This window comes from Corynebacterium tuberculostearicum SK141 (genome assembly GCF_000175635.1).
GTDB classification, from domain to species: Bacteria; Actinomycetota; Actinomycetes; order Mycobacteriales; family Mycobacteriaceae; genus Corynebacterium; species Corynebacterium tuberculostearicum_C.
The window spans coordinates 1-20,919 of sequence record NZ_ACVP01000016.1; the positions used below are offsets into that span (position 1 = coordinate 1).

16 protein-coding genes and 1 tRNA gene are annotated in these 20,919 nt (G+C 61.7%); 7 read left to right on the forward strand and 10 right to left on the reverse strand.

Annotated features, from left to right (window positions below):
* Positions 1-653: hypothetical protein (locus CORTU0001_RS05615; RefSeq protein WP_034668286.1), on the forward strand; the 653-nt coding region annotated here is incomplete at its 5' end.
* 528 nt (positions 654-1,181) lie between these two features.
* On the opposite strand, the gene CORTU0001_RS05620 is transcribed toward CORTU0001_RS05615, so the two are convergent.
* From CORTU0001_RS05620 to CORTU0001_RS05640, 5 genes are all read right to left on the reverse strand, one after another.
* Positions 1,182-1,257, reverse strand: a tRNA-Arg gene (locus CORTU0001_RS05620).
* Positions 1,258-1,327: 70 nt separating this feature from the next.
* The gene (locus tag CORTU0001_RS05625) at positions 1,328-1,609 is read right to left on the reverse strand and encodes a glutaredoxin domain-containing protein (protein WP_005328064.1); all 282 of its coding nucleotides are present in this window, start codon (positions 1,607-1,609) and stop codon (positions 1,328-1,330) included.
* Positions 1,609-2,139: a dihydrofolate reductase gene (locus CORTU0001_RS05630; protein ID WP_005328066.1), complete on the reverse strand. Its 531-nt coding sequence runs from the start codon at positions 2,137-2,139 to the stop codon at positions 1,609-1,611. The genes CORTU0001_RS05625 and CORTU0001_RS05630 overlap by 1 nt, the downstream gene beginning before the upstream one ends.
* Positions 2,139-2,942 (reverse strand): thymidylate synthase, encoded by an 804-nt coding sequence (locus tag CORTU0001_RS05635; protein WP_005328068.1) that lies wholly within the window; start codon positions 2,940-2,942, stop codon positions 2,139-2,141. The genes CORTU0001_RS05630 and CORTU0001_RS05635 overlap by 1 nt, the downstream gene beginning before the upstream one ends.
* A 4-nt stretch (positions 2,943-2,946) precedes the next feature.
* Entirely contained in the window at positions 2,947-3,705 is a 759-nt protein-coding gene (locus tag CORTU0001_RS05640; RefSeq protein WP_208853856.1) for a 3'(2'),5'-bisphosphate nucleotidase CysQ, read from the reverse strand.
* A gap of 35 nt (positions 3,706-3,740) precedes the next feature.
* On the opposite strand from CORTU0001_RS05640, the gene CORTU0001_RS05645 reads away from it, so the two are divergent.
* Genes CORTU0001_RS05645 through CORTU0001_RS05655 form a run of 3 tightly spaced genes read left to right on the forward strand, consistent with a single transcriptional unit; the run spans position 3,741 to position 9,815 of the window.
* Entirely contained in the window at positions 3,741-8,540 is a 4,800-nt protein-coding gene (locus tag CORTU0001_RS05645) for an ATP-dependent helicase (RefSeq protein ID WP_208853857.1), read from the forward strand.
* Between the two features lie 18 nt (positions 8,541-8,558).
* Complete coding sequence (locus CORTU0001_RS05650) at positions 8,559-9,377, forward strand: DNA-formamidopyrimidine glycosylase family protein (RefSeq protein ID WP_005328072.1); 819 nt, start codon at positions 8,559-8,561, stop codon at positions 9,375-9,377.
* A gap of 24 nt (positions 9,378-9,401) precedes the next feature.
* Entirely contained in the window at positions 9,402-9,815 is a 414-nt protein-coding gene (locus CORTU0001_RS05655) for a YccF domain-containing protein (RefSeq protein ID WP_034668289.1), read from the forward strand.
* Between the two features lie 163 nt (positions 9,816-9,978).
* Here CORTU0001_RS05655 and pgi read toward each other — a convergent pair whose 3' ends face one another.
* From pgi to CORTU0001_RS05670, 3 genes are all read right to left on the reverse strand, one after another.
* Positions 9,979-11,616: a glucose-6-phosphate isomerase gene (gene pgi / locus CORTU0001_RS05660; RefSeq protein WP_005328077.1), complete on the reverse strand. Its 1,638-nt coding sequence runs from the start codon at positions 11,614-11,616 to the stop codon at positions 9,979-9,981.
* An 86-nt stretch (positions 11,617-11,702) separates the two neighbouring features.
* Complete coding sequence (locus CORTU0001_RS05665) at positions 11,703-13,049, reverse strand: Na+/H+ antiporter family protein (RefSeq protein WP_005328078.1); 1,347 nt, start codon at positions 13,047-13,049, stop codon at positions 11,703-11,705.
* 47 nt (positions 13,050-13,096) lie between these two features.
* Positions 13,097-13,420 (reverse strand): chorismate mutase, encoded by a 324-nt coding sequence (locus CORTU0001_RS05670; protein ID WP_005328079.1) that lies wholly within the window; start codon positions 13,418-13,420, stop codon positions 13,097-13,099.
* A 97-nt stretch (positions 13,421-13,517) separates the two neighbouring features.
* Here CORTU0001_RS05670 and pcrA point away from each other — a divergent pair, with 97 nt between their 5' ends.
* Entirely contained in the window at positions 13,518-16,043 is a 2,526-nt protein-coding gene (pcrA, locus tag CORTU0001_RS05675) for a DNA helicase PcrA (protein WP_005328080.1), read from the forward strand.
* On the opposite strand, the gene CORTU0001_RS05680 is transcribed toward pcrA, so the two are convergent.
* Both CORTU0001_RS05680 and CORTU0001_RS05685 read right to left on the reverse strand, forming a co-directional pair.
* Entirely contained in the window at positions 16,040-16,798 is a 759-nt protein-coding gene (locus CORTU0001_RS05680) for a M23 family metallopeptidase (RefSeq protein WP_005328084.1), read from the reverse strand. The genes pcrA and CORTU0001_RS05680 overlap by 4 nt on opposite strands.
* 650 nt (positions 16,799-17,448) lie before the next feature.
* On the reverse strand, positions 17,449-18,198 hold the full coding sequence (locus CORTU0001_RS05685) for a M23 family metallopeptidase (RefSeq protein ID WP_005328086.1): 750 nt from the start codon (positions 18,196-18,198) through the stop codon (positions 17,449-17,451).
* 430 nt (positions 18,199-18,628) lie between these two features.
* On the opposite strand from CORTU0001_RS05685, the gene CORTU0001_RS05690 reads away from it, so the two are divergent.
* Both CORTU0001_RS05690 and purN read left to right on the forward strand, forming a co-directional pair.
* Entirely contained in the window at positions 18,629-20,284 is a 1,656-nt protein-coding gene (locus CORTU0001_RS05690) for a cell division protein PerM (RefSeq protein WP_157749116.1), read from the forward strand.
* A gap of 22 nt (positions 20,285-20,306) precedes the next feature.
* Positions 20,307-20,915, forward strand: coding sequence for a phosphoribosylglycinamide formyltransferase (gene purN, locus CORTU0001_RS05695; protein ID WP_200436023.1), 609 nt, complete (start codon positions 20,307-20,309; stop codon positions 20,913-20,915).
* The last annotated feature ends 4 nt before the right edge of the window (positions 20,916-20,919 follow it).

A 20,919-nucleotide genomic window follows, 5' to 3' on the forward strand; every position in this document is an offset into this window, starting at 1 on the left:
CCGGGTTAGAGGAGCCAAAAAGATCTGAGAATCTTAGAAGAGCGCAGCTGTCAGTCGAAGGCTTGACGAGGTTTACGCAACCATTTCAGCAAATGATGGAGAAAAGGGCCCGCATAGAAGAAGAACGGAGGCGGGAAGAGTCCCAGCGAGAAAGAAAACGCCTGTTCAGGCTGCAGTTAGGGGATATGAAACAGCGTCTGCTAGAAATGCATCAGGCGGATAATCCCCAGCAACGGGGGAGAGACTTTGAAGATCTCATTTATGACCTTTTCGATCTTCATGATCTTAATCCTGAGCGACCCTACAATCTGCCGGGTGAGCAAATAGATGGCTTTGTTCAAATAGATGGATTTGGATTTATTGTTGAAGTGAAATGGGAGCGGGAGAGAAGCGGCCGAGATATTGCAGATATTTTTCGGGCCAAGATAGAGCGCAGGAGCCGCGTCACGCAGGGACTTCTGATCACTCAGGCCGGCATCGCCTCGACAACGTTGGACACCTACTCTGTGCAGAGTCCGTTTATGGTTGTTACGGGTATGGAAATATACAGTGTCCTCGACGGGCGAACTGATTTGAGAAGAATGCTAGAAACGAAGAAGGATCATCTGTCTCAAACCGGTTCCTGCTTTTATGACTACTTGAAGCAACACTAACTCCCGCAAAAATCTCATGTCAAAAGTAGCTGTTCCTCAAAGGTTGGCCGCGAACAAATAGTATGTATCGCTAGTCTCACTAGCCCCATGGTTCCCACGTGGCGGGGATTCACAGCTCCGATTCGAGTTCCCAAGTGCGTCGATAGATGGGTCCGCCACCGGTCCGACTAGCTACGTCGCGTGCGTCTTGCAGAGACGAGCAAGGTTCCGACTAGGTAGGGCCCGACCCCCGATGCGTCCACATTCCGCGGGTCGGTCCCTCAACGGCAAGACAACTCTGCGATGGGGCGGTAAACTACGCAGCCACTACATCGGACGCAGATGGGGCGGAGAACCCATCACAATGGTCTGCGTCGACAACCACGTCGACATCAAAATAACCTTCACCGGGGCACAAATCGCCGCCTACACACTCACCGAAGAAAAGATCTATTACAACAAGAAAGACAACGAACTCAACCCCCAGCGGGGCAACCAAAAATTAAAAGTCTCGAGACACCGACCGGAACGATGTCTCGAGACTTCACATGGTGCCCCAGAGTGGATTCGAACCACCGACACCGGCTTTAGGAGAGCCGTGCTCTATCCCCTGAGCTACTGGGGCGGGGTTGCGTGTGCAACTTGGCTAATCATAGCAGTGGGGCAGGAGCGCCCCGAAATGGCTGGGGTGTGGGTTAGCTTTCCGCCAATTCCTTCTGCTTATTGCGCACGGAGGAAGCTGGTGGGTTGGTCTCGTGGGTGCCATCGGAGTAGAGGACGGTGGGGATGATGCGGTTGCCGTCGTTGACGGATTCGATCCAGGCGTTGATGTCTTCGGTGTTGTCACCTTCGACGTCGACAAGCTCGTACGGGGTTTCGGTGCGGTCCAGGTTCTTGATGAGCTTGGCGCAGAACGGGCACCAGTCGGCGTAGAAAATGGTGACGTCGGAGTTGGTTTCTGGGGTAGTAACAGACATTAGGCTGCGTCCTTTCGGTCGTAGGTTAAAAAGCGGTATTTGATGGGAAGATCGCTGGCCTCTTGGTCCGGCAGCGCGAGGTGGCCCTTGGCGGAAGTAAGCCAATCGGTGCTGTGGGCGAGGCCGAACTCCTCGGGGATGTCGGGGGCATAGATGGATTTATCGCCGTAGGTGCTACCGATATTAACGCCCATGAGGGTGACCTCAATGCGGTCCACTTGGTCCAAGGTGGCGGTGTAGATTTGGCCGCCGCCGATAACCCAGGCGTCGGAAAGCGAGGGCATTGCGGTGAGGACTTGGGCGCCGGCGGACCACTGGCCGGGCGCGCGGGAGGAGAGCACGTAGTTCTCGCGTCCGGGAAGGGGGCGGAACTTGGGGTTCAGGGACTCCCAGGTTTTCCGGCCCATGATGACCGGCGCGCCCATGGTCACGTCCTTAAAGTGCTTGAGATCCTCCGGCACGTGCCAGGGCATCTGCTCGCCATCGCCAATGATGCCGTCCAGGGACTGTGCCCAGATTGCGCCCAACATTAAACGGACACCTGCGCCTTGATGGTGGGGTGGGGGTCGTAGCCTTCAATCTCAAAGTCGGCGAAGTCATAGGAGAACATGTCTTCCGCCTTGTGCAGGTTGAGCTGCGGGTACGGGCGCGGCTCGCGGGAGAGCTGCTCTTTGACCTGCTCCACGTGGTCGTTATAGATATGGCAATCGCCACCGGTCCAGATGAGCTCGCCCACCTTGAGCCCAGCCTGCTGCGCAAACATATGGGTCAGCGCCGCGTAAGAAGCGATATTAAAGGGCACGCCGAGGAACATATCGGCCGAGCGTTGATAGACCTGCATGGACAAGGTGCCATCGGCCACGTAGAGCTGGAAGAGCAGGTGGCAGGGCATCAGCGCCATCTTGTCCAGATCCGCGACGTTCCATGCAGAGACCAAGTTGCGGCGCGAGTCCGGATTGTTATTCAGGGTGTCGAGCGCCTGCTGGATTTGATCAATGTGCTGGCCGTCCGGGGTGGGCCAGGAGCGCCACTGCACGCCGTAGACTGGGCCCAGTTCACCATTGTCATCCGCCCACTCATTCCAGATGCGGACCTTATTGTCCTGCAGGAATTTAATATTGGATTCGCCCTTGAGGAACCATAAAAGCTCGCCCAATACCGCGTGGAAATAGACCTTCTTGGTGGTCAGCAGCGGGAAAGACTCGGCCAGGTTATAGCGCAGCTGCGCACCAAAGATGGAGCGCGTGCCGGTGCCGGTGCGATCGCCTTTGGGCGTGCCGGTCTCTAGGACCTTCTTTAACAGATCCTCGTACGGGGTCTCAATCATGCGCATTAGTTTAGAATCCGCCGTGCTCCTCGGCAAAGGCCTGGGCATGCTCCAAGATTTCATCCTTGAGCTCGGGGCGGCAGATGAGGATATCCGGGATGAAGGTGTCCTCATTATTGAAACGGATTTCGGAGCCATCGAGGCGGCAGCAGTGCAAACCGGAGGCTTGGGCGACGCCCACCGGCGCGGCCTGATCCCACTCGTACTGGCCACCGGCGTGGATATAACCGTCATAATCGCCGAGCAGCACGTGCATGGCCTTGGCGCCCGCGGAGCCGACGCCCACGACTTCATAGCCCATTTTCTCCGCAATATAGTCGGCTACCTTGGGCGGGCGATTGCGGGAGACAACGAATTTCTTAGACAGCGGGCCGGTGACCGCCCTGACATCTGAGGACTTGAAAGTAACGCCGAGATCCGGCAGGCCCACCGCCGCGTGGATAGGAATACCGTTTTCTACTAGGGCGATGTGTACAGCCCAGTCCTGGCGGCCGGTGGCAAATTCCTTGGTGCCGTCGAGCGGATCCACGATCCACACGCGGTCCTTCTTTAAGCGGGCGAGGTCATCGGAGGCTTCCTCAGAGAGCATGCCGTCCTGGGGGCGGTGCTGCTCGAGGACGCGGGCGATCCATTCTTGGGCGGCTTCATCGCCGGCGTCGCCAAGCGAAAGGCCCCGCAGCAGGCCTCCGTTGCGCACACCTTTAAGGATCTCACCGCAGCCCTGGGCGAGGGAATTGGTCAGGCGGGAATCAGAAATCTCGACGGTCATGGTGCCCACATTACAACGCGGACTAGAGTGTGGGCATGCCAGAAAACATCCTCGACCGCTTCCGGCCCCAAGTAGCGCAGTGGTTTCGGGATGTATTTGCTGCTCCTACCGCCGTGCAGGCGCAGGCCTGGGAGAAGATTTCCCGCGGTGAGCACGCCCTTGTGGTGGCTCCTACCGGCTCCGGTAAGACCCTCGCCGCATTCTTGTGGGCGCTGAATAATTTGGTCGAGCGCGAAGGTCAGCTGGCGCTGCCGGTGGGCTCTGGAACTACCGGATCCGCCGCCGGGGTGAAGGTGCTGTATATCTCGCCGCTCAAGGCGCTGGGCGTGGACGTGGAAAATAACCTGCGCGCCCCGCTGACCGGCATCGCGCGCACCGCAGAAAACCTAGGGATGGACGTGCCGGATATTTCGGTAGGCGTGCGCTCGGGCGATACGCCTTCGGCGGAGCGCGCACGGCAGGTGCGCAAGCCGCCGGATATCTTGATTACCACCCCGGAGTCGGCCTATTTGATGTTGACTTCCAAGGCAGCGGGGATTTTAAAGACGGTGGATACCGTCATCATCGATGAGATCCATGCCTTGGCCGGTACCAAGCGCGGCGTGCACCTAGCGCTGACCTTGGAGCGCCTGCAGCAGGTGGCAGGGGACTTCCAGCGCATCGGGCTTTCTGCCACCGTGCGGCCGCTGTCTGCGGTATCAAACTTCTTGGGTGGCAACCGGCCGGTGGAGATCGTGGCCCCGGAGGCGGAAAAGAAGTGGCAGCTGGATGTGCACGTGCCGGTGGAGGATATGTCTGATCTCCCCACGCCGGAGCAAGGCTCCACCATTGGGGAGATGACGGTGGATGATGCGATTGGCATCAGCTCTCCTTCCGTGGATGAGTCCGCGCTGCCCACGGCCAAGTCCATCTGGCCGTTTATTGAGGATGACCTCTATGCGGAAATCATGGCGCACCGCTCCACGTTGGTGTTTGTGAATTCTCGGCGCACCGCCGAGCGGCTGACCAGCCGGCTCAATGAGCTCTATGCACAAGAGCACGATCCGGATTCGCTGTCACCCGAGACCCGCCGCGACCCAGCCCAGCTGATGAAACAGGTCGACGTCGCCGGCAAGGCCCCAGCCGTCATCGCCCGCGCCCACCATGGCTCGGTGTCCAAGGACGAGCGGGCGATGACAGAGACCATGCTGAAGGAGGGCACGCTCAAGGCCGTGGTGGCTACGAGCTCGCTGGAGCTGGGCATCGATATGGGTGCCGTGGAGCTAGTCGTGCAGGTGGAATCGCCGCCCTCGGTGGCCTCCGGCCTGCAGCGCGTGGGCCGCGCTGGGCACTTTGTGGGCGCGGTATCGCACGGCTCCTTTTATCCCAAGCACCGCGCGGATCTGGTGCAGTCCACGCTGACGGTATCGCGCATGCGCGCAGGCCTCATCGAGGAAATGCATACCCCGCGCAACCCGCTGGACGTGCTGGCGCAGCAGACGGTGGCGGCCGTGGCCGCAGCCGGCGAGGACGGGCTCGATGCCGATGAGTGGTACGAGATGGTCCGCCGGGCCTGGCCCTACCGCGATCTAGCGCGGGAGGTCTATGACTCCGTACTGGACCTGGTCAGCGGCGTCTATCCGTCCACGGACTTTGCAGAGCTTAAACCTCGCGTGGTCTATGACCGAGTGACGGGAGTGATGACCGCGCGGCCTGGTGCCCAGCGGGTAGCCGTGACCAGCGGTGGCACGATTCCGGATAGGGGCATGTTTGGAGTATTCCTCTATACCGGCTCGGGCGAGGGCTCCGGTGGTGCTCCGCGCCGAGTGGGCGAGCTGGATGAGGAAATGGTTTATGAGTCCCGGGTGGGCGATGTATTCACCTTGGGCGCTACCAGTTGGCGCATCGAAGACATTACGCGCGACCAGGTATTGGTCACGCCCGCGCCGGGACATACCGGGCGCCTGCCATTTTGGAATGGCGATGGCGCGGGCCGTCCCTATGAGTTGGGCAAGGCGCTAGGTGAGTATCGCCGCGAGGTCTTTTCCTCGCCAGATATCATTGCGGATGCCGATGATAATGCGCGCTCCAATATCGTGGCCTATCTGCAGGAGCAAAACGAAGCCACTGGTGTCATCCCGGATGAAAAGACGTTGGTGCTCGAGCGCTTCCGCGACGAGCTGGGCGATTGGCGCGTGGTGCTACATACCCCGTTTGGCCGGCCGGTCAACTCCGCGTGGGCGCTTGCGGTAGGTGCCCGGGTAGGCGAGCGCACCGGCATGGATCCGCAGGCCGTGGCCGGTGATGATGGCATCGTGCTGCGCCTGCCGGAGGCAGAATCCGAGCCCGATGGGTCCATCTTCGCCTTCGATGCCGATGAGATCGCCGATATCGTGGCCGAGCAAGTGGGCAATTCCGCGCTCTTTGCCTCCCGCTTCCGCGAGTGCGCGGCGCGTGCGCTGCTCTTGCCTCGGCGCAATCCCGGCAAGCGCGCACCGCTGTGGCAGCAGCGCCAGCGCGCCGAACAGCTTTTGGACGTTGCCCGCAAGTACCCATCCTTTCCCATCATTTTGGAGACGGTGCGCGAGTGCGTGCAGGACGTCTACGATGTGCCGGCGCTAACGGAGGTCATGCGGGAGCTGGGCCACCGCCGCATCCGCATTGCGGAGGTCACCACCGAACAGCCCTCGCCCTTTGCCTCTTCGCTGCTGTTTAACTACACCGGCGCGTTTATGTACGAGGGCGATTCCCCATTGGCAGAAAAGCGCGCGGCTGCCCTGGCCCTCGACCCGGCGCTTTTAGCCAAGCTCCTCGGCACGGTGGAGCTGCGCGAGCTGCTCGATCCAGAGATCATCGCTGAGGTCCACGCCCAGCTCCAGCGCACCGATCCCTCGCGCCGGGCCCGCACCACCGAAGAGGTAGCGGACCTGTTGCGCGTGCTCGGGCCGATTCCGGTAGACGAGCTGGGAGAGCACACCGACGTGCCGCTTTCCGCCCTGGACCAGCTGGGCACGCGGATTATGCGCGTGCGGATTGGCGGACGCGAGCACCTGGCTCAGACCCAGGATGCACCCCTGCTTCGCGACGCCCTCGGCATCCCCATTCCTCCCGGCATCCCCGCCCAAGTGGCCACCATTTCTGATGCCTTGCCGCAGCTGGTCTCCCGCTGGGCGCGCACCCGCGGTCCCTTCGTGCTGCGCGATCTCACCGCGGCCTTCGGCATTTCCGTCTCTGCCGCGCATACCGTCCTCGGCGCGCTTGATGGGGTAGTAGAAGGCCGCTACCGTCAGGGCGTCGACGAGCAGGAATACTGCGCGGCAGCGGTGCTCAAGACCATCCGCTCCCGCTCGCTCGCTGCAGCTAGGGCTGCTACCGAGCCGGTCTCGGGCGCTACCTTTGCCCGCTTTTTGCCGGAGTGGCATAGCATCGCACCGGCTGGAAAGCGCCCGGCCCTGCGCGGTGCCGATGGCGTCTTTTCCGTCATCGAGCAGCTCGCCGGGGTGCGCCTGCCCGCCTCTGCGTGGGAATCGCTCATCCTGCCCGCCCGGGTGGGCGATTATTCACCCACCATGCTCGATGAGCTCACCTCCAATGGCGAGGTGCTCATTGTGGGTGCTGGCAAGGCCGGCGCATCCGATCCTTGGATCATGCTTTTGCCTTCGGACTACGCCGCCCAGCTCGCCCCGGAAACGGATGCCGAGGGCGTCAGCATGGTGCAGCGCTCCATCCTCGACGTCCTGGGCCGCGGCGGTGGCTTCCTCTTTGCCGATATCGCCGCCGAGGCCCCCGGTACCACCGAGGAGACCCGCGAGGCCCTCTGGGGGTTAGTGGAGATGGGCCTGGTAAGCCCCGATTCTTTCGCGCCTATTCGCACCCGACTGTCTTCCGGCGGCTCGCGCTCGGGCCGCACCGCGCATCGCTCGAAGCGGCGGCCCACCCGCTCTCGCCTGCGCCTGGGGCGCACCTCCTTCGCACAGGCGCAGAATGCCGCGGGCGCGGGGACCCCGCCCGATGTTATGGGCCGGTGGTCGCTCGCGGTACCAGCCTCTACCGATGCCACCTCCCGGTCCGTCGCGCACGGCGAGGCCTGGCTCGACCGCTACGGCGTGCTCACCCGCGGCTCTGTCGTGGCCGAGGATGTGCTCGGCGGTTTCGCGCTGGCCTATAAGGTGCTCTCCGGTTTTGAGGAATCCGGCAAGGCCATGCGCGGCTACGTCATCGATAGGCTCGGCGCCGCGCAATTTTCCACGCCCGCCATTATCGACCGCCTGCGCGGCCTAGCCGATTCCCCGGACGTCACCGGTTGGCCCTCTGGCACCACCGAGCCCGAGACCTTTGTCCTCGCCGCCTGCGACCCGGCCAATCCCTACGGCGCGGCCCTGCCCTGGCCGCAGCGCGATGATGCCGACGGCAAAGCCACCGGCGGGCCCACCCGTTCGGCCGGTGCGCTGGTAGTGCTTATCGACGGCCTACCCATCGCCCACCTCACCCGCGGCGGCAAAACCCTCACCACCTTTATCGAATCGCTGCCCGATGGCATCGACCCCGCCGAGGTCTATCCCCGCTTGGTTTCCGCGCTCACGGATATGGTGGCAAGGGGAGTGTTGTCCCCGTTGGTCGTCGAAAAGTGCAATGGCAGCCCCATCCATAAGACCGAAGTGGCGGCCCACCTGCGCGACGCCGGCGCCGGGATTACGCCGAAGGGCGTGCGCATCTCCGCTCGCGCCGCCGCTCCGCGCACCCCGCGGGCAGGCCGCCGGGCCGCCGAGGCCATCGAAGAGCTCAGCTTTGATGATCCGCCGCCCGCTCCGCGCAATAATGGTGGTTTCCGCCCGCGCGGCGGGTACCGCCGCTAAAGATCCACAGGAGGTGTTATGCCCGAAGGCGATTCCGTCCTGCAGCTATCCAACCGACTGCAGTTCATGGCCGGCCGCGAGGTTACCGGCTGCTCCGTGCGCGTGCCGCGCTATGCCACCGTCCATCTCGATGGCATGGTGTGCGAGCGCGTCTGGCCCTATGGCAAGCACCTGTTCATGCAATTCGACCAGGCCATCGTGCACACCCACCTCAAGATGGAGGGCACCTGGGCCATCCACTACGCAGGCGATCGCTGGCGCAAGCCCGGCCACACCGCCCGCATCGTGCTGCAGTTGGCCAATTCGCCGCGCGATATCGAGGTCGTCGGCCACCAACTTGGCTTCGTGGATATCTATCCCGCCGACCACTACCACCAGCGCATCGCGCACCTCGGTCCCGATATCCTCGACCCCGAATGGGACCGCGAGGAAGCCCTGCGCCGGCTCAACTCCCGGCCCCAACGCGCCATCGGCGCGGCGCTGCTCGATCAGAAGGTCGTCGCGGGCATCGGCAACGAATACCGCGCCGAGGCGTGTTTCCTCGCCGGCGTGCACCCGGCCACACCGGTAGCCGAGGTCGATACCGCCCGCATCCTCGATATTTCCCGGCGCATCATGTGGGCCAACCGTACCTCCCCGGTGCGCGTGACCACCGGCGTGCGCCGCGCCGGGGAGACGACCTATGTCTTCGGGCGCAATCGCAAGCGCTGCCGCCGCTGCGGCACCTTCATTACCAAGGGCGCACTCGGCGGTGTGGATGCCGGCGGCGATGAAGGCGAACTCGAGCGCATCATCTGGTGGTGCCCACATTGTCAGCCACTTCACCCCGCGCACTAAGACTCCCGCGCTAGTGTGGGGGACATGCGTACCTTTCTTAACATCGTTTGGTTTATCACCGGCGGGTTCCTCCTAGCCCTTGCCTATTTCCTCTTTGGCATCATTGCCTGCATCTTCATCGTCACCATCCCCGCGGGCGTGGCGTCGTTCCGCATGGCTAATTTCGCCCTGTGGCCGTTCGGCCGCTCGGTGGTGCAGCCGGTAAAGGGCAGCGGCTCCATGTCCACCTTCTCCAACATCGTCTGGTTCGTGGTCGCCGGCCTGTGGCTGGCCATTGGCCACGTCACCACCGCGGCGGCACAGGTAGTGACCATCGTGGGCATCCCGGCCGCGCTGGCCAACCTGAAGATGATTCCGGTGACCTGCTTCCCCTTCGGCCGCCGGATTGTGAACTCGGAGGACATTCCTTTCGGCTGGGAGCCGATGGTTAAGCTCTAAACCGCATTCCACTGACAAAACAAGCACGTTTCGCCCAATTTCGCCTTGATTTTGGGCAGAACGTGCTTGTTTTGCATTGCGGGGGCCGAAGAGGCCATAAAGCAGCCGCGTTATCCGTTCCGCCGAGTGGTTGGGAGGGGATAACGCGGCTAAAAGTGGGCCTTTAGCGGTTGGAGCGGTACCAACCGATGAGCTCATCGGTGGACTGGTCGCCGGAGTCGGCAGCCTCAGCGCCGGAGACTGCCGGTGCCAGGTCATTAGCCTGCTGCTTGCCCAGCTCCACGCCCCACTGGTCGAAGGAGTTGATATCCCAGATAACGCCCTGGGTGAACACGATGTGCTCGTAGAGCGCGATGAGCGCGCCGAGCACGGCGGGGGTCAGCTCCTCGGCCAGGATGGTGGTGGTCGGGCGGTTGCCCGGCATGACCTTGTGCGGCACGACGGCCGCGTCTACGCCTTCGGCCGCGATTTCCTCTGCGGTCTTGCCAAAGGCCAGCACCTTGGTCTGGGCAAAGAAGTTGCCCATGAGCAGGTCATGCATGGACCCGGAGCCATCGGCGGTGGGGAAGTCCTGCTTCGGGCGGGCAAACCCGATGAAGTCCGCCGGGATGAGGCGCGTGCCCTGGTGCATGAGCTGGAAGAAGGCGTGCTGGCCATTGGTGCCCGGCTCGCCCCAGTAGATTTCCCCGGTGGACGGGGCGGTAACCGCGGTGCCATCGCGGCGCACGGACTTGCCATTGGATTCCATGGTCAGCTGCTGCAGGTAGGCCGGGAAGCGGCCAAGGTCCTGCGAGTAGGGCAGCACGGCGTGGGTCTGGGCGCCGAAGAAGTTGGTGTACCAGACACCCAAGAGGCCCATGAGCGCCGGGACATTTTCTTCCAGTGGCGCGGTGCGGAAGTGCTCGTCCATGGCGTGGAAGCCCTCGAGGAAGCGCATGAAGTCCATCGGGCCAATGGTGCACATGAGGGACAAGCCGATGGCGCAATCCACGGAGTAGCGGCCGCCGACCCAATTCCAGAACGGGAACATGTTCTCGGTATCGATGCCGAACTCGGCTACCTTCTCCGCATTGGTGGACACGGCGACGAAGTGCTTGGCCACGGCGGACTCGTCACCATCGAATTGCTCGATGAGCCAGCGGCGGGCGGCGTGCGCATTGGTCAGCGTCTCCTGGGTGGTAAAGGTCTTGGAGGCGATGATAAACAGGGTGGATTCTGCATCGAGGCCATCGAGCGTGGCGGCCATATCGGCTGGGTCCACGTTGGAGACGAACTCGGCGGAGATGCCAGCGACCTCATAGGAACGCAGTGCCTTGGCCGCCATGGCCGGGCCCAGGTCAGAGCCGCCGATGCCGATATTGACCACCTTCTTGATGGTGTGGCCGGTATGCCCCAGCCAGGCGCCGGAGCGCAGCGCAGTGGCAAAATCACGCATGCGGCCCAAGACCTCGTGGACATCGGCGGCAACGTCCTGGCCATCAACGCTCAAGTCATCTTCGGCCGGGATGCGCAGCGCGGTGTGCAGCACGGCGCGATCCTCGGTGTTATTGATGTGCTCGCCGGCGAACATGGCTTCGCGGCGGGCCTCAAGGTCGGCGGCCTTGGCTACCTCAACCAGCTGCTTGACGATGTCCCCGTCGATCAGGTTCTTCGACAGATCCACGTGCAGCCCGGCGGCGTCGAAGGTGAAGTTGCGGGCGCGGTCTGCATCGGCGGCAAAAAGCTCGCGGAGGTTGAGGTCCTTCTTGTCCTCATATACCTTCGCGAGCTCGCTCCACTGGGCAGATGCGGTGATATCCATGGTGGTAGGCCTTTCTGGCAACTAGCGCATTGGCAACATGTACCACTCCCACCGTAGTCCAGAAAGCGCCACCGCGTCGGGGCCTTTTAGAGGATGAGCGCGCCTGCCCAGCCGGCGATCAGCAGCGGGATATTGAAGTGGATGAAGGTCGGGATGACCGAGTCGCGGATGTGGTCGTGCTGTCCGTCCGCGCCGAGGCCCGCGGTGGGGCCGAGGGTGGAGTCGGAGGCGGGAGAGCCGGCGTCGCCAAGCGCGCCTGCCGTGCCAATAAGCGCAACGGTGGCCGCGGGGCTAAAGCCCAACGACATGCACAGCGGCACATAGATAACGGAAATGATGGGCAGGGTGGAAAAGGACGAGCCGATGCCCATGGTGACCACGAGGCCCACCACCAGCATCGCGCCGGCGGAGAGAACCTTATTGGTGCCAAAGAGGTTGGCGGTGGCATCTACCAGCGGGCCGACCTCATCGGTAGCCGTCATGACCGAGGCAAAGCCCTGGGCGGTGATCATGATGAAGCCGATGAGCGCCATCATCTTCATGCCATTGGTAAAGACATCGTCCGCGTGCTTCCAGTCCACCGCGCCGGTAAGCAGCAAAATTCCCAGGCCGGTCAGCGCGCCGACCATGAGGCCATCGGACTCGAAGTCGAGCGCCTGCATGACAATCTGCATCGCAAAGGTGGCAATGATGGCCACGATGGACACCCACACCTTATAGGCAGAGGGGGCCTCTTGGTGTTCCTCCGCCGTGATGGGCAGGTTTTCATAGTCGCGCGGTTTGCGGTAACTAAAGAAGATGGCGATGAGTAGGCCGGCGAGCATGCCGAGCGCTGGTACGCCCATGACCTGCATGATATTGATATCGGAGGTATCGAGTCCCGCCTGCTGGATATTAAAGAGCAGGATGTCATTTAAGTAGATGGAGCCGAAGCCCACCGGAATGAACATGTAGGTGGTGATAAGGCCGAAGGTTAGGCAGGTGGTAATCAGCCGGCGGTCCAGGCGCAGCTTATTCATCACTGTCAGCAGCGGCGGGATGATGAGCGGAATGAAGGCGATGTGGACCGGGATGAGGTTCTGGCTCATCACGGACATGGCAATGAGCCCGAGGATGAGCATCCACTTGGTGGCCAGGGCGGTCTTGGGGTCTGCTTCGCCGCTGCCGCCGAGCCTGCGGATAAGGAAATTAGCTAGGACCTGTGGCAGCCCGGCCGAGGCTACGCCCATGGCAAAAGCGCCCAAGAGGGCATAGCTGAGGGCAATCTTGGCGCCGCCGCCCAAGCCGTCTTGGAAGGCGACCATGGTGGCATCGAGCCCCATGCCGGAAAGGAGCCCGCCGACGATGGCGCCTAGGAAGAGCGCTACCACCACATGCACGCGCAGGAGGGCGAGCACGAGCATGACTATGACGGCGACGAGAACTGCATTCATGCTAATTCAGGGTACTGCATAGTATCGGCTGGCCAGTAATTATTCGTCTAACCCAGCCGGCCGCGGCCCATGCGCAGCAGCGCCGAGGCGATGGTGGGGCCTTCCTCGCCGAGTTCATCGCGAAACTGATTCAAAATAGCGATCTCGCGGGTGTGGACCAAGCGGGTGCCGCCGGAGCTCATGCGGGTGCGGCCAATGGCTTGGGAGACTTCCGTGCGGCGCTTGGCGGCATTCAAGATAATGCGGTCCATACGATTGATTTCTTCGCGATACTGCTGGATCTCCGCATCAGAAAGGGGATCATCCGTACCCGAAGGCGTGCGGATGTCCAAGCCGTTATCGACGATGTCATTGTTTTCTTCTGCGGTCATAAGACCATATTGTGCCACCCGCCCGCGCAAAAGGAAATAGCAGCTCGCACGGCGGAAACGGGTCGTGTCCGGTGGGGCTAGTAGGTTGGAAGGCACTATGAACGAAAACTCTCCTTTTAGCCCTTCCCCGTCCACCGGCGGCGCCTCGAACCCTAGCCCCTTTGGCGGCTTCGGCGCCCCGCGCGCAGCGAGCTCGCAATCCGAATCCCCCGATGCCTTGACCGAGGGCCTCAACCCACAGCAGCTTGAGGCCGTTACCCATTCGGGCAGCCCGCTACTCATCGTGGCCGGCGCTGGTTCCGGCAAGACCGCTGTGCTTACCCGCCGCATTGCTTATCTCATGCGCCATCGCGGGGTAAATCCGTGGGAGATCCTCGCGATTACCTTTACCAATAAGGCCGCCGCGGAAATGAAGGAGCGCGTGGGCGGGCTGGTTGGCCCCGTGGCCGAGCGCATGTGGGTATCTACCTTCCACTCCATCTGCGTGCGCATCCTGCGCCAAAATGCCCAGCTGGTGCCGGGGCTTAATACCAACTTCACCATTTATGATGGCGATGATGCCCGCCGGCTGTTGTCCATGATTGCCAAGGACATGCAGCTGGATCTGAAGAAGTACACCCCGCGTGTGCTGGCTAATCAGATTTCTAACCACAAAAACGAGCTCATCGGCCCCGAATCCGCGCTGGAGAAGGCGCAGCAGACCAAGAACCCGTTTGAGACCACCGTGGCCCAGGTCTATGCCGAATACCAGCGCCGCCTGCGCGCGGCCAATGCCGTGGACTTTGATGATCTCATCGGTGAGGTGGTGCGGATTTTCACCCAGCACCAGCAGGTGGTGGATTTCTATCGCCGGCGCTTTAAGCACGTGCTTATCGACGAGTACCAGGACACCAACCACGCCCAATACGCCCTAGTTGCCGCGCTCGTGGGCAGGGGAGAGCTCGGCCCCGATGCCCCCGAGCTGTGCGTAGTGGGCGATTCCGATCAGTCCATTTATGCCTTCCGCGGGGCCACCATCCGCAATATTCAGGAATTTGAGCGCGACTACCCGCAGGCACACACCATCTTGCTGGAGCAGAACTATCGATCCACGCAGACCATTCTCAACGCGGCCAATGCCGTGATCGCCAAGAACGAGAATCGTCGCGAGAAGAACCTGTGGACCGCCCACGGTGAGGGCGAGCAGATCGTAGGCTACGTTGCCGATAATGAGCACGATGAGGCGCGGTTCATCGCCTCTGAAATCGACTCCTTGGCGGATAAGGGCCGCAGCTATTCCGATATCGCGGTCATGTACCGCACCAATAACGCCTCCCGTGCGCTGGAAGATATTTTTATCCGCTCCGGAATTCCATACAAGGTGGTCGGCGGCACGCGCTTTTATGAGCGGCGCGAAATCCGCGATATGGTGGCCTACCTGCGCATCTTGGATAACCCGGACGATACGGTGAGCCTGCGCCGCATTATCAACGTGCCCAAGCGTGCCATTGGTGACAAGGCGCAGGGGCATATTGCCCTCCATGCGGAAAACCACGGCATTAGCTTTGGCAAGGCGCTTGCCGATGTCCCTCGGGGCGACGTCCCTGGCCTGGGCACTCGGGCCATTAACGCTGTCACCAAATTCAACGACATGATGGAGGGCATCCGCAATCAGATCCCGTCCATGCGCGATGAGGTTACCGGCCAGCCGGATTTGGGCGAGCTGCTTTCCGCCATTTTGGATGCCACGGGATACAAGGCGGAATTGGAAAATTCGAATGACCCGCAGGACGGTGCCCGCCTGGATAACCTCAACGAGTTGGTATCGGTGGCCCGCGAATTCACCTCAGAGGCGGCTAACCAGCTTGCCGCATCCGGTGCGGATGCAGTGGACCCCTCCGAACTAGTAGAGGAGGGCGAAGCTGCGCCCGGTTCGTTGCAGGCATTCTTGGAAAAGGTGTCGCTGGTGGCCGATGCTGACCAGATCCCTGATTCCGAGACTGGTGTGGTCACCATGATGACTCTGCACACCGCCAAGGGCCTTGAGTTCCCCGTGGTCTTTTTGACCGGCTGGGAGGATGGCCAATTCCCGCATATGCGCTCACTCGGTGACCCGAAGGAATTGAGCGAGGAGCGCCGCCTCGCCTATGTGGGCATTACCCGCGCTCGCGAGCAGCTGTATCTTACCCGCGCCATTTTGCGCTCGGCGTGGGGCAATCCGGTGACTAATCCCGCCAGCCGCTTCCTCGGCGAGGTCCCAGAAGACCTCATCAACTGGCGGCGCGAAGACTCCGATAGCTCCCTGACCGGTGCGTGGGGCGAGGACGACTATCAATATGGTCGTTCCTACGGCCGCGATTGGTCCGGGTGGGGCAGTGGTGGTTCTCGGGGCGGATCCCGCGGTGCCAGGCGCGCTGCGTCTTCCCCATCGCAGCGCACCGGCAAGCCGGCGGCGACCTCGATGCCTAAGAACAATAACCTCAACCTAGCCGTGGGTGACCGCGTCAATCACGCCAAGTACGGGCTCGGAACTGTCATTGAGACGTCCGGCTCCGGCAAGCGCGCCACGGTCACCGTGGACTTTGGTTCTTCCGGTAAGGTCCGGCTGATGCTCATCGGCGGAGTGCCGATGGAAAAGCTTTAGACCGAAATACCGCGCTCGTTGAACCAGGGAACTGGGTCAACGGGGGCGCCTCCGCCTGGGTGAATCTCAAAGTGGAGGTGCGGGCCAGTGGAGTGGCCCTCGTTGCCAATGCCGGCGATTTTCTGGCCCGCGGTCACGTGATCGCCCACATTTACCTTGAGCTGGTCTGCCGGCATGTGACCGTAGACGGAGATGGTGCCGTCATCGTGCTGGATGCGGATCCAGTTGCCAAAGCCCTGCGCCGGGCCGGAGTTGATGACGGTGCCGTCCATGACCGCGTGAATCGGGGTGCCCACCGGGTTAGCTACGTCGATGCCGTTGTGCATCGTGCCCCAACGCTGGCCAAAGCCAGAAGTTAGCGTGCCGGTGGTAGGAAAGACCACGGTATTGCCCTCGGAGTCCGTGCCGCGCTTGGTGGTGAGGCCGGAGTGGTCGCCCTGCGGTGCGAAAGCTTCCTTCAAGCCCGGTACAGAACCTGGGTCCAAGACGATATTGATGCCGCCGGATTCGTTTGCATCTACCTGCGGGGTGGTCTCGCCGTTCAGTACGCCTACGGTGGTGGTGGCCAGGCCAACAAGGGCGTCGACCACGCCGGCGTCATCTACAGTCGTAGCGGTGGGCTCGGAGGAGCCGTCCGATACGTCCACGCTAGCCACTGGCTCTGCAGCAAAAGCGGTGGTGCCGGTAGCAAGTACGGTGCCAAGCGTAACGATGCTTAGCGCCACGTTCTTGCGTGCGCGGTTCATGCGCTTCATAGTTAAAGTCCTTTTCATGGCTGTGCATGGTCTCGGGACGCCCAAACCCTAGAGAGGGTGGCGTCTTTCAACTGCCAACCGCGACACGCCGAAAGCCGAAATGCTTGCGTTCGTAATCGCTCGTGGCAACGAGTTAAAAGTTAGCCCGCTCGAACGGCCCGCGCAATCTTAAAAAACGCTGGTAGCGGCGGAAATGATTCGAAATTATTCGAACATGCCAGCTTGTTGCGCGTGTTACGAATGTGGCTAGAGTGGTGCCTGTAAAGTAATGGTTTAGGGTCTGGGGGTGGACCTTGGGGGTGGCGCCCATGGCTTGGGGCTGCAGTCTCGCGCGGTGTCGGCGGCTAAAAGTTAAAAATATCCACTCACCTGCGACAAGTCTGCGTACTAGACTTGCCTGAATGTGTTTCTGGCCCCTTGTGGGATCGTGGCGAGGGTCCAACTGGTGCTGTGTTCGCTAGTGGCAGCGGAGCCCTCAGACGGCGCCAAGCGTCGTGTAGAGCGCCCTGGGGGAGGTCTGGAGCGCACTTGATGCAATCCGCGGCCTTCTGGGCGGGTGCACTAGTTGAGGGGAGGGCATCTGTGGACATGAAAAAGCGCCGCAGGGAAAGCCACTGCGGCGCTTAACAAGAAGGTATTGGGGGTGAGCCTTAGAGGTCGATGCCTCGCTCGGCCAGCCAAGGCTGCGGATCGATTGCCTCGCCACCGTTCGGGTGAACTTCGAAGTGGAGGTGGGATCCGGTGGAAAAGCCCATCGAGCCCATGCCAGCAATCTTCTGGCCGGCGTGAACATGCTCGCCAACGGCAACGTCAAGAGTTTGCATGTGACCATAAACGGTCATGGTGCCGTCGTCGTGCATGATGCGGATCCACTGGCCAAAGCCGGAGGCTGGACCGGAGTCGATGACCGTACCATCCATGACGGCAAGGATTGGGGTGCCGGGAGAGTTGGCGATGTCGACTCCCTTGTGGAAGGTGCCCCAGCGCATGGCGAATGGGGAGGTGAATGCGCCTTCTGCAGGGCGGGCAACGGAAGGTGCGCGAGCGGCCTCGTCGGCGGCGGCGCGCTCTTCGGAGGCCTGGATGGCCTTGTTGAGCTGATCGGTCAGATCGGCAACTGGCTTAGCTTCAGCAACGTTGAGGATCTGCGGGGTGGTATCAACCGGAGTCGCAGCGGTGTCCTCAACCTGGGTGGAGTCAGAGGCGAGCTCGAAGTCAACGGACTGCGTCTTAGTGGTGGCCGCGTCATCGGACTGGATGTTTGCGGCGGCTGCGCCACCAACGCCGGCGGTGGAAACTGCACCTGCTGCAACCGTCATTACGGCAATGCGGCCCTTCGCGGTCTGCGAGGTGACAATCTTGCGATGGCGGCCGACGCCACGCTGAACTTTGCTTCGCATTAGGTCTTCTTTCGTCATTTTCACAATCTGCGCAGAACGAGTGTTACGTCCCCACCGAGTTAGTTACGAGATTGTGACCTTCTTGTTACCAACGAGATGTAACAGTAGCGTCTCGAAAAGATAACAGCAACCCAAATTAAGAAATTTTCTGGCTCGCCTCGGGGAAATTGTCCACGAGCAGGCAACATGTGGGACGCGGAATATTATTAGTGCGATAAAGATCCCACGCGATCTCCGCGTACGTCACGCAAAACTAGCCGCCTTTTCCTTCATAGTATTACAGCCAGAGTTAAGGGTGTGAAACCAGGGTAGATTTTATACTCCTTATATATTTGTATAGCCCAGGTGCAGGGGTTGCCACCGGTGATTTTGCGGGCGCCTCGTCGCGCCACCCCGATTTCACTTCCGGAAGGTGGCAAAGTGGACGCCGATGAACAAAAACACCAGCCCCCAATCTCGGTCAACGCCCCGCCCGCGTAGCCAGGCGCGGGGCCGTACGGTGCGCGCGGAGCGCACCCCACGCGCGCCTCATCCCAGTGGGTCACGCCAGTCCTCTGGATCGGCGCAGCGCGTCGCCCGCAAGGCCGGCTCCAAGGCCAAGGCGCGCCGTACCCCCGCGCCGTTGACCAAAGCCGGGCGCATTCGCCGCATGCTTATCACTGCGGCAGTGCCCAACGTGGTTATTGTCCTTATCATTATGGCCATCGCGCTGGGCAGTCTCATGCTCGCCGGCTCTCCCATGGCGTGGTGGTACACCATCGTGGCGGAGGCCTGGATGGTCTTTAACCTCGCTCCGGTCTCTGCGGCCGATGTGCATATTTCCTTCCTGCCGGCCTTGCCAGCGCTCATCCTCGCCGTGGTGGTAGCGGTTCGTGTGCGCAGCGCGGTAAAACACAAGGTCAGCGTCAAGGACCTGCTGACTCTTCTGGCCTGCGTGCTTGGCGTGCCGGTGGTATTTACCATCATCGCCTGGCTGATGCTGTGGGATGCGGGCAAGGTCTATGACGTCTCCCCGCCAAACCTGGCGCAGGCGTTGCTGCGCGTTATTGTTCTGCATCTGGCCGCCATGGTGGCCGGCATGGGCTGGCGCTTGTGGCGGGCGTTGGCCAAGCGTTATGGTGTGCCGCGCCCGCTTGTCGACGCCACCCAGATCGCCCTTCGCTATCTCGCCTACCTGGCCATCGGCGCAGCCGTAGTCTTCGCGGTGGTATTCCTGGTCAACATCTCCCGTCAGGGTGAGATGATGAATGACTATCCCGCGGTTTCCGGCTTAGGCATTGCTGGTCTCGTGCTGCTGAGTCTGCTGTATATTCCCAATGCCATCGTGAGCACCGCGGCGGTAGTGGTGGGCTCGGAGTTTTCCGTAGGTGAAGGCTCAGTAAGCCTCTTTAGCGCCCACCTCGTGCCGCTGCCACCGCTGCCGATTACCGGCGGCATTCCAGCATCCGCGCCCAGCTGGGCGGTGGCGCTATTGATCGTCCCCCTCGGCGCTGCAATTTACTCGTTGTATAAGAAGCGCCCGAGCTTCCAGGACGTAGTAGTAGCTACGGTAGCCTCCGCAGTAATCATGCTGGCTGCCTGCTACCTCGTCAGTGGTGACCTCGGCTACTACGGTTCGACCGGCCCGCAGCTGTGGACCGCCGCAGGCCTGACCGCCCTGTGGATGGCCGTCGTTGGTTGCGCCGTTGCCGCAGGCTTCGCCTTCGTGGCCTGGCGCGCGTCTCGCACGGCACCTGCTGCGGCCCCCGCAGGCACCGCTACCGAGGCAACCGATGCAGCCGCCGTCGAGCCGGAGCGAGAGCCCATCACCGATCCGGAAATCGTTGATGCCGAGGTAGTTGAGGACGAGTCCCAGGATTCTGCACCTGCCGAGGCCGCAGAGGAACCGGAAGAAGAGCAGAAAGAAGAGGACACTCCGGCCGACGAAATAGCGGAGGAGCCGGAAGAGGAACCAGATAAAGAGGCTGAGGAGGGCGATGAAAGGGGCGTCGCCAAGCCGCTGAGCCAACAGCTCAAGGACCAAATGGGGGAGAGCGAGCAGGGCTCCTCGAGCGCAGATTCCCCCGAGGAGGGGGAGAGGGGCTAGGCTATAGCGCGTGACTTCACCGATGCCTCCGCGCTATACCGCTGACCCTGAACGCCTCCGAGTGGTGGTGCTCGTTTCTGGAACGGGTTCCCTGCTACAAGCCATCGTGGATGCCCAGGCCGGGCACTACCAGGTAGTCAAGGTGGTGGCGGATAAGGAATGCCACGGTATTGCGCGCGCACAGGACCACGGTATTGATACCGAGGTTGTGGCGCTGGGTGCGGATCGCGCCGAATGGAATCAACGTCTGGTTGACGCAGTAGATGCTGCGCAGCCAGACGTTGTTGTTTCTGCGGGCTTTATGAAGATCCTAGGCCAGGAATTCCTGGACCGCTTCGAAGGCCGCACCATCAATACCCACCCGGCGCTGCTGCCTGCCTTCAAGGGAGCGCACGCGGTGCGCGACGCCCTAGATTACGGCGTGAAGATCACTGGCTCTACCGTCCACTTTGTGGACGCGGGCGTGGATACCGGCCCCATCATCGCGCAGCGCCCCGTTGCTATTAACGCGGATGATGACGAGTCCACCCTCCACGAGCGCATCAAACAAGTAGAGCGCGATCTCATCGTGGAGGTGCTGCGTGCAGCTAACGTCCACGACGAGAAACTTACTATTCAACTCGCAGACTAAGACT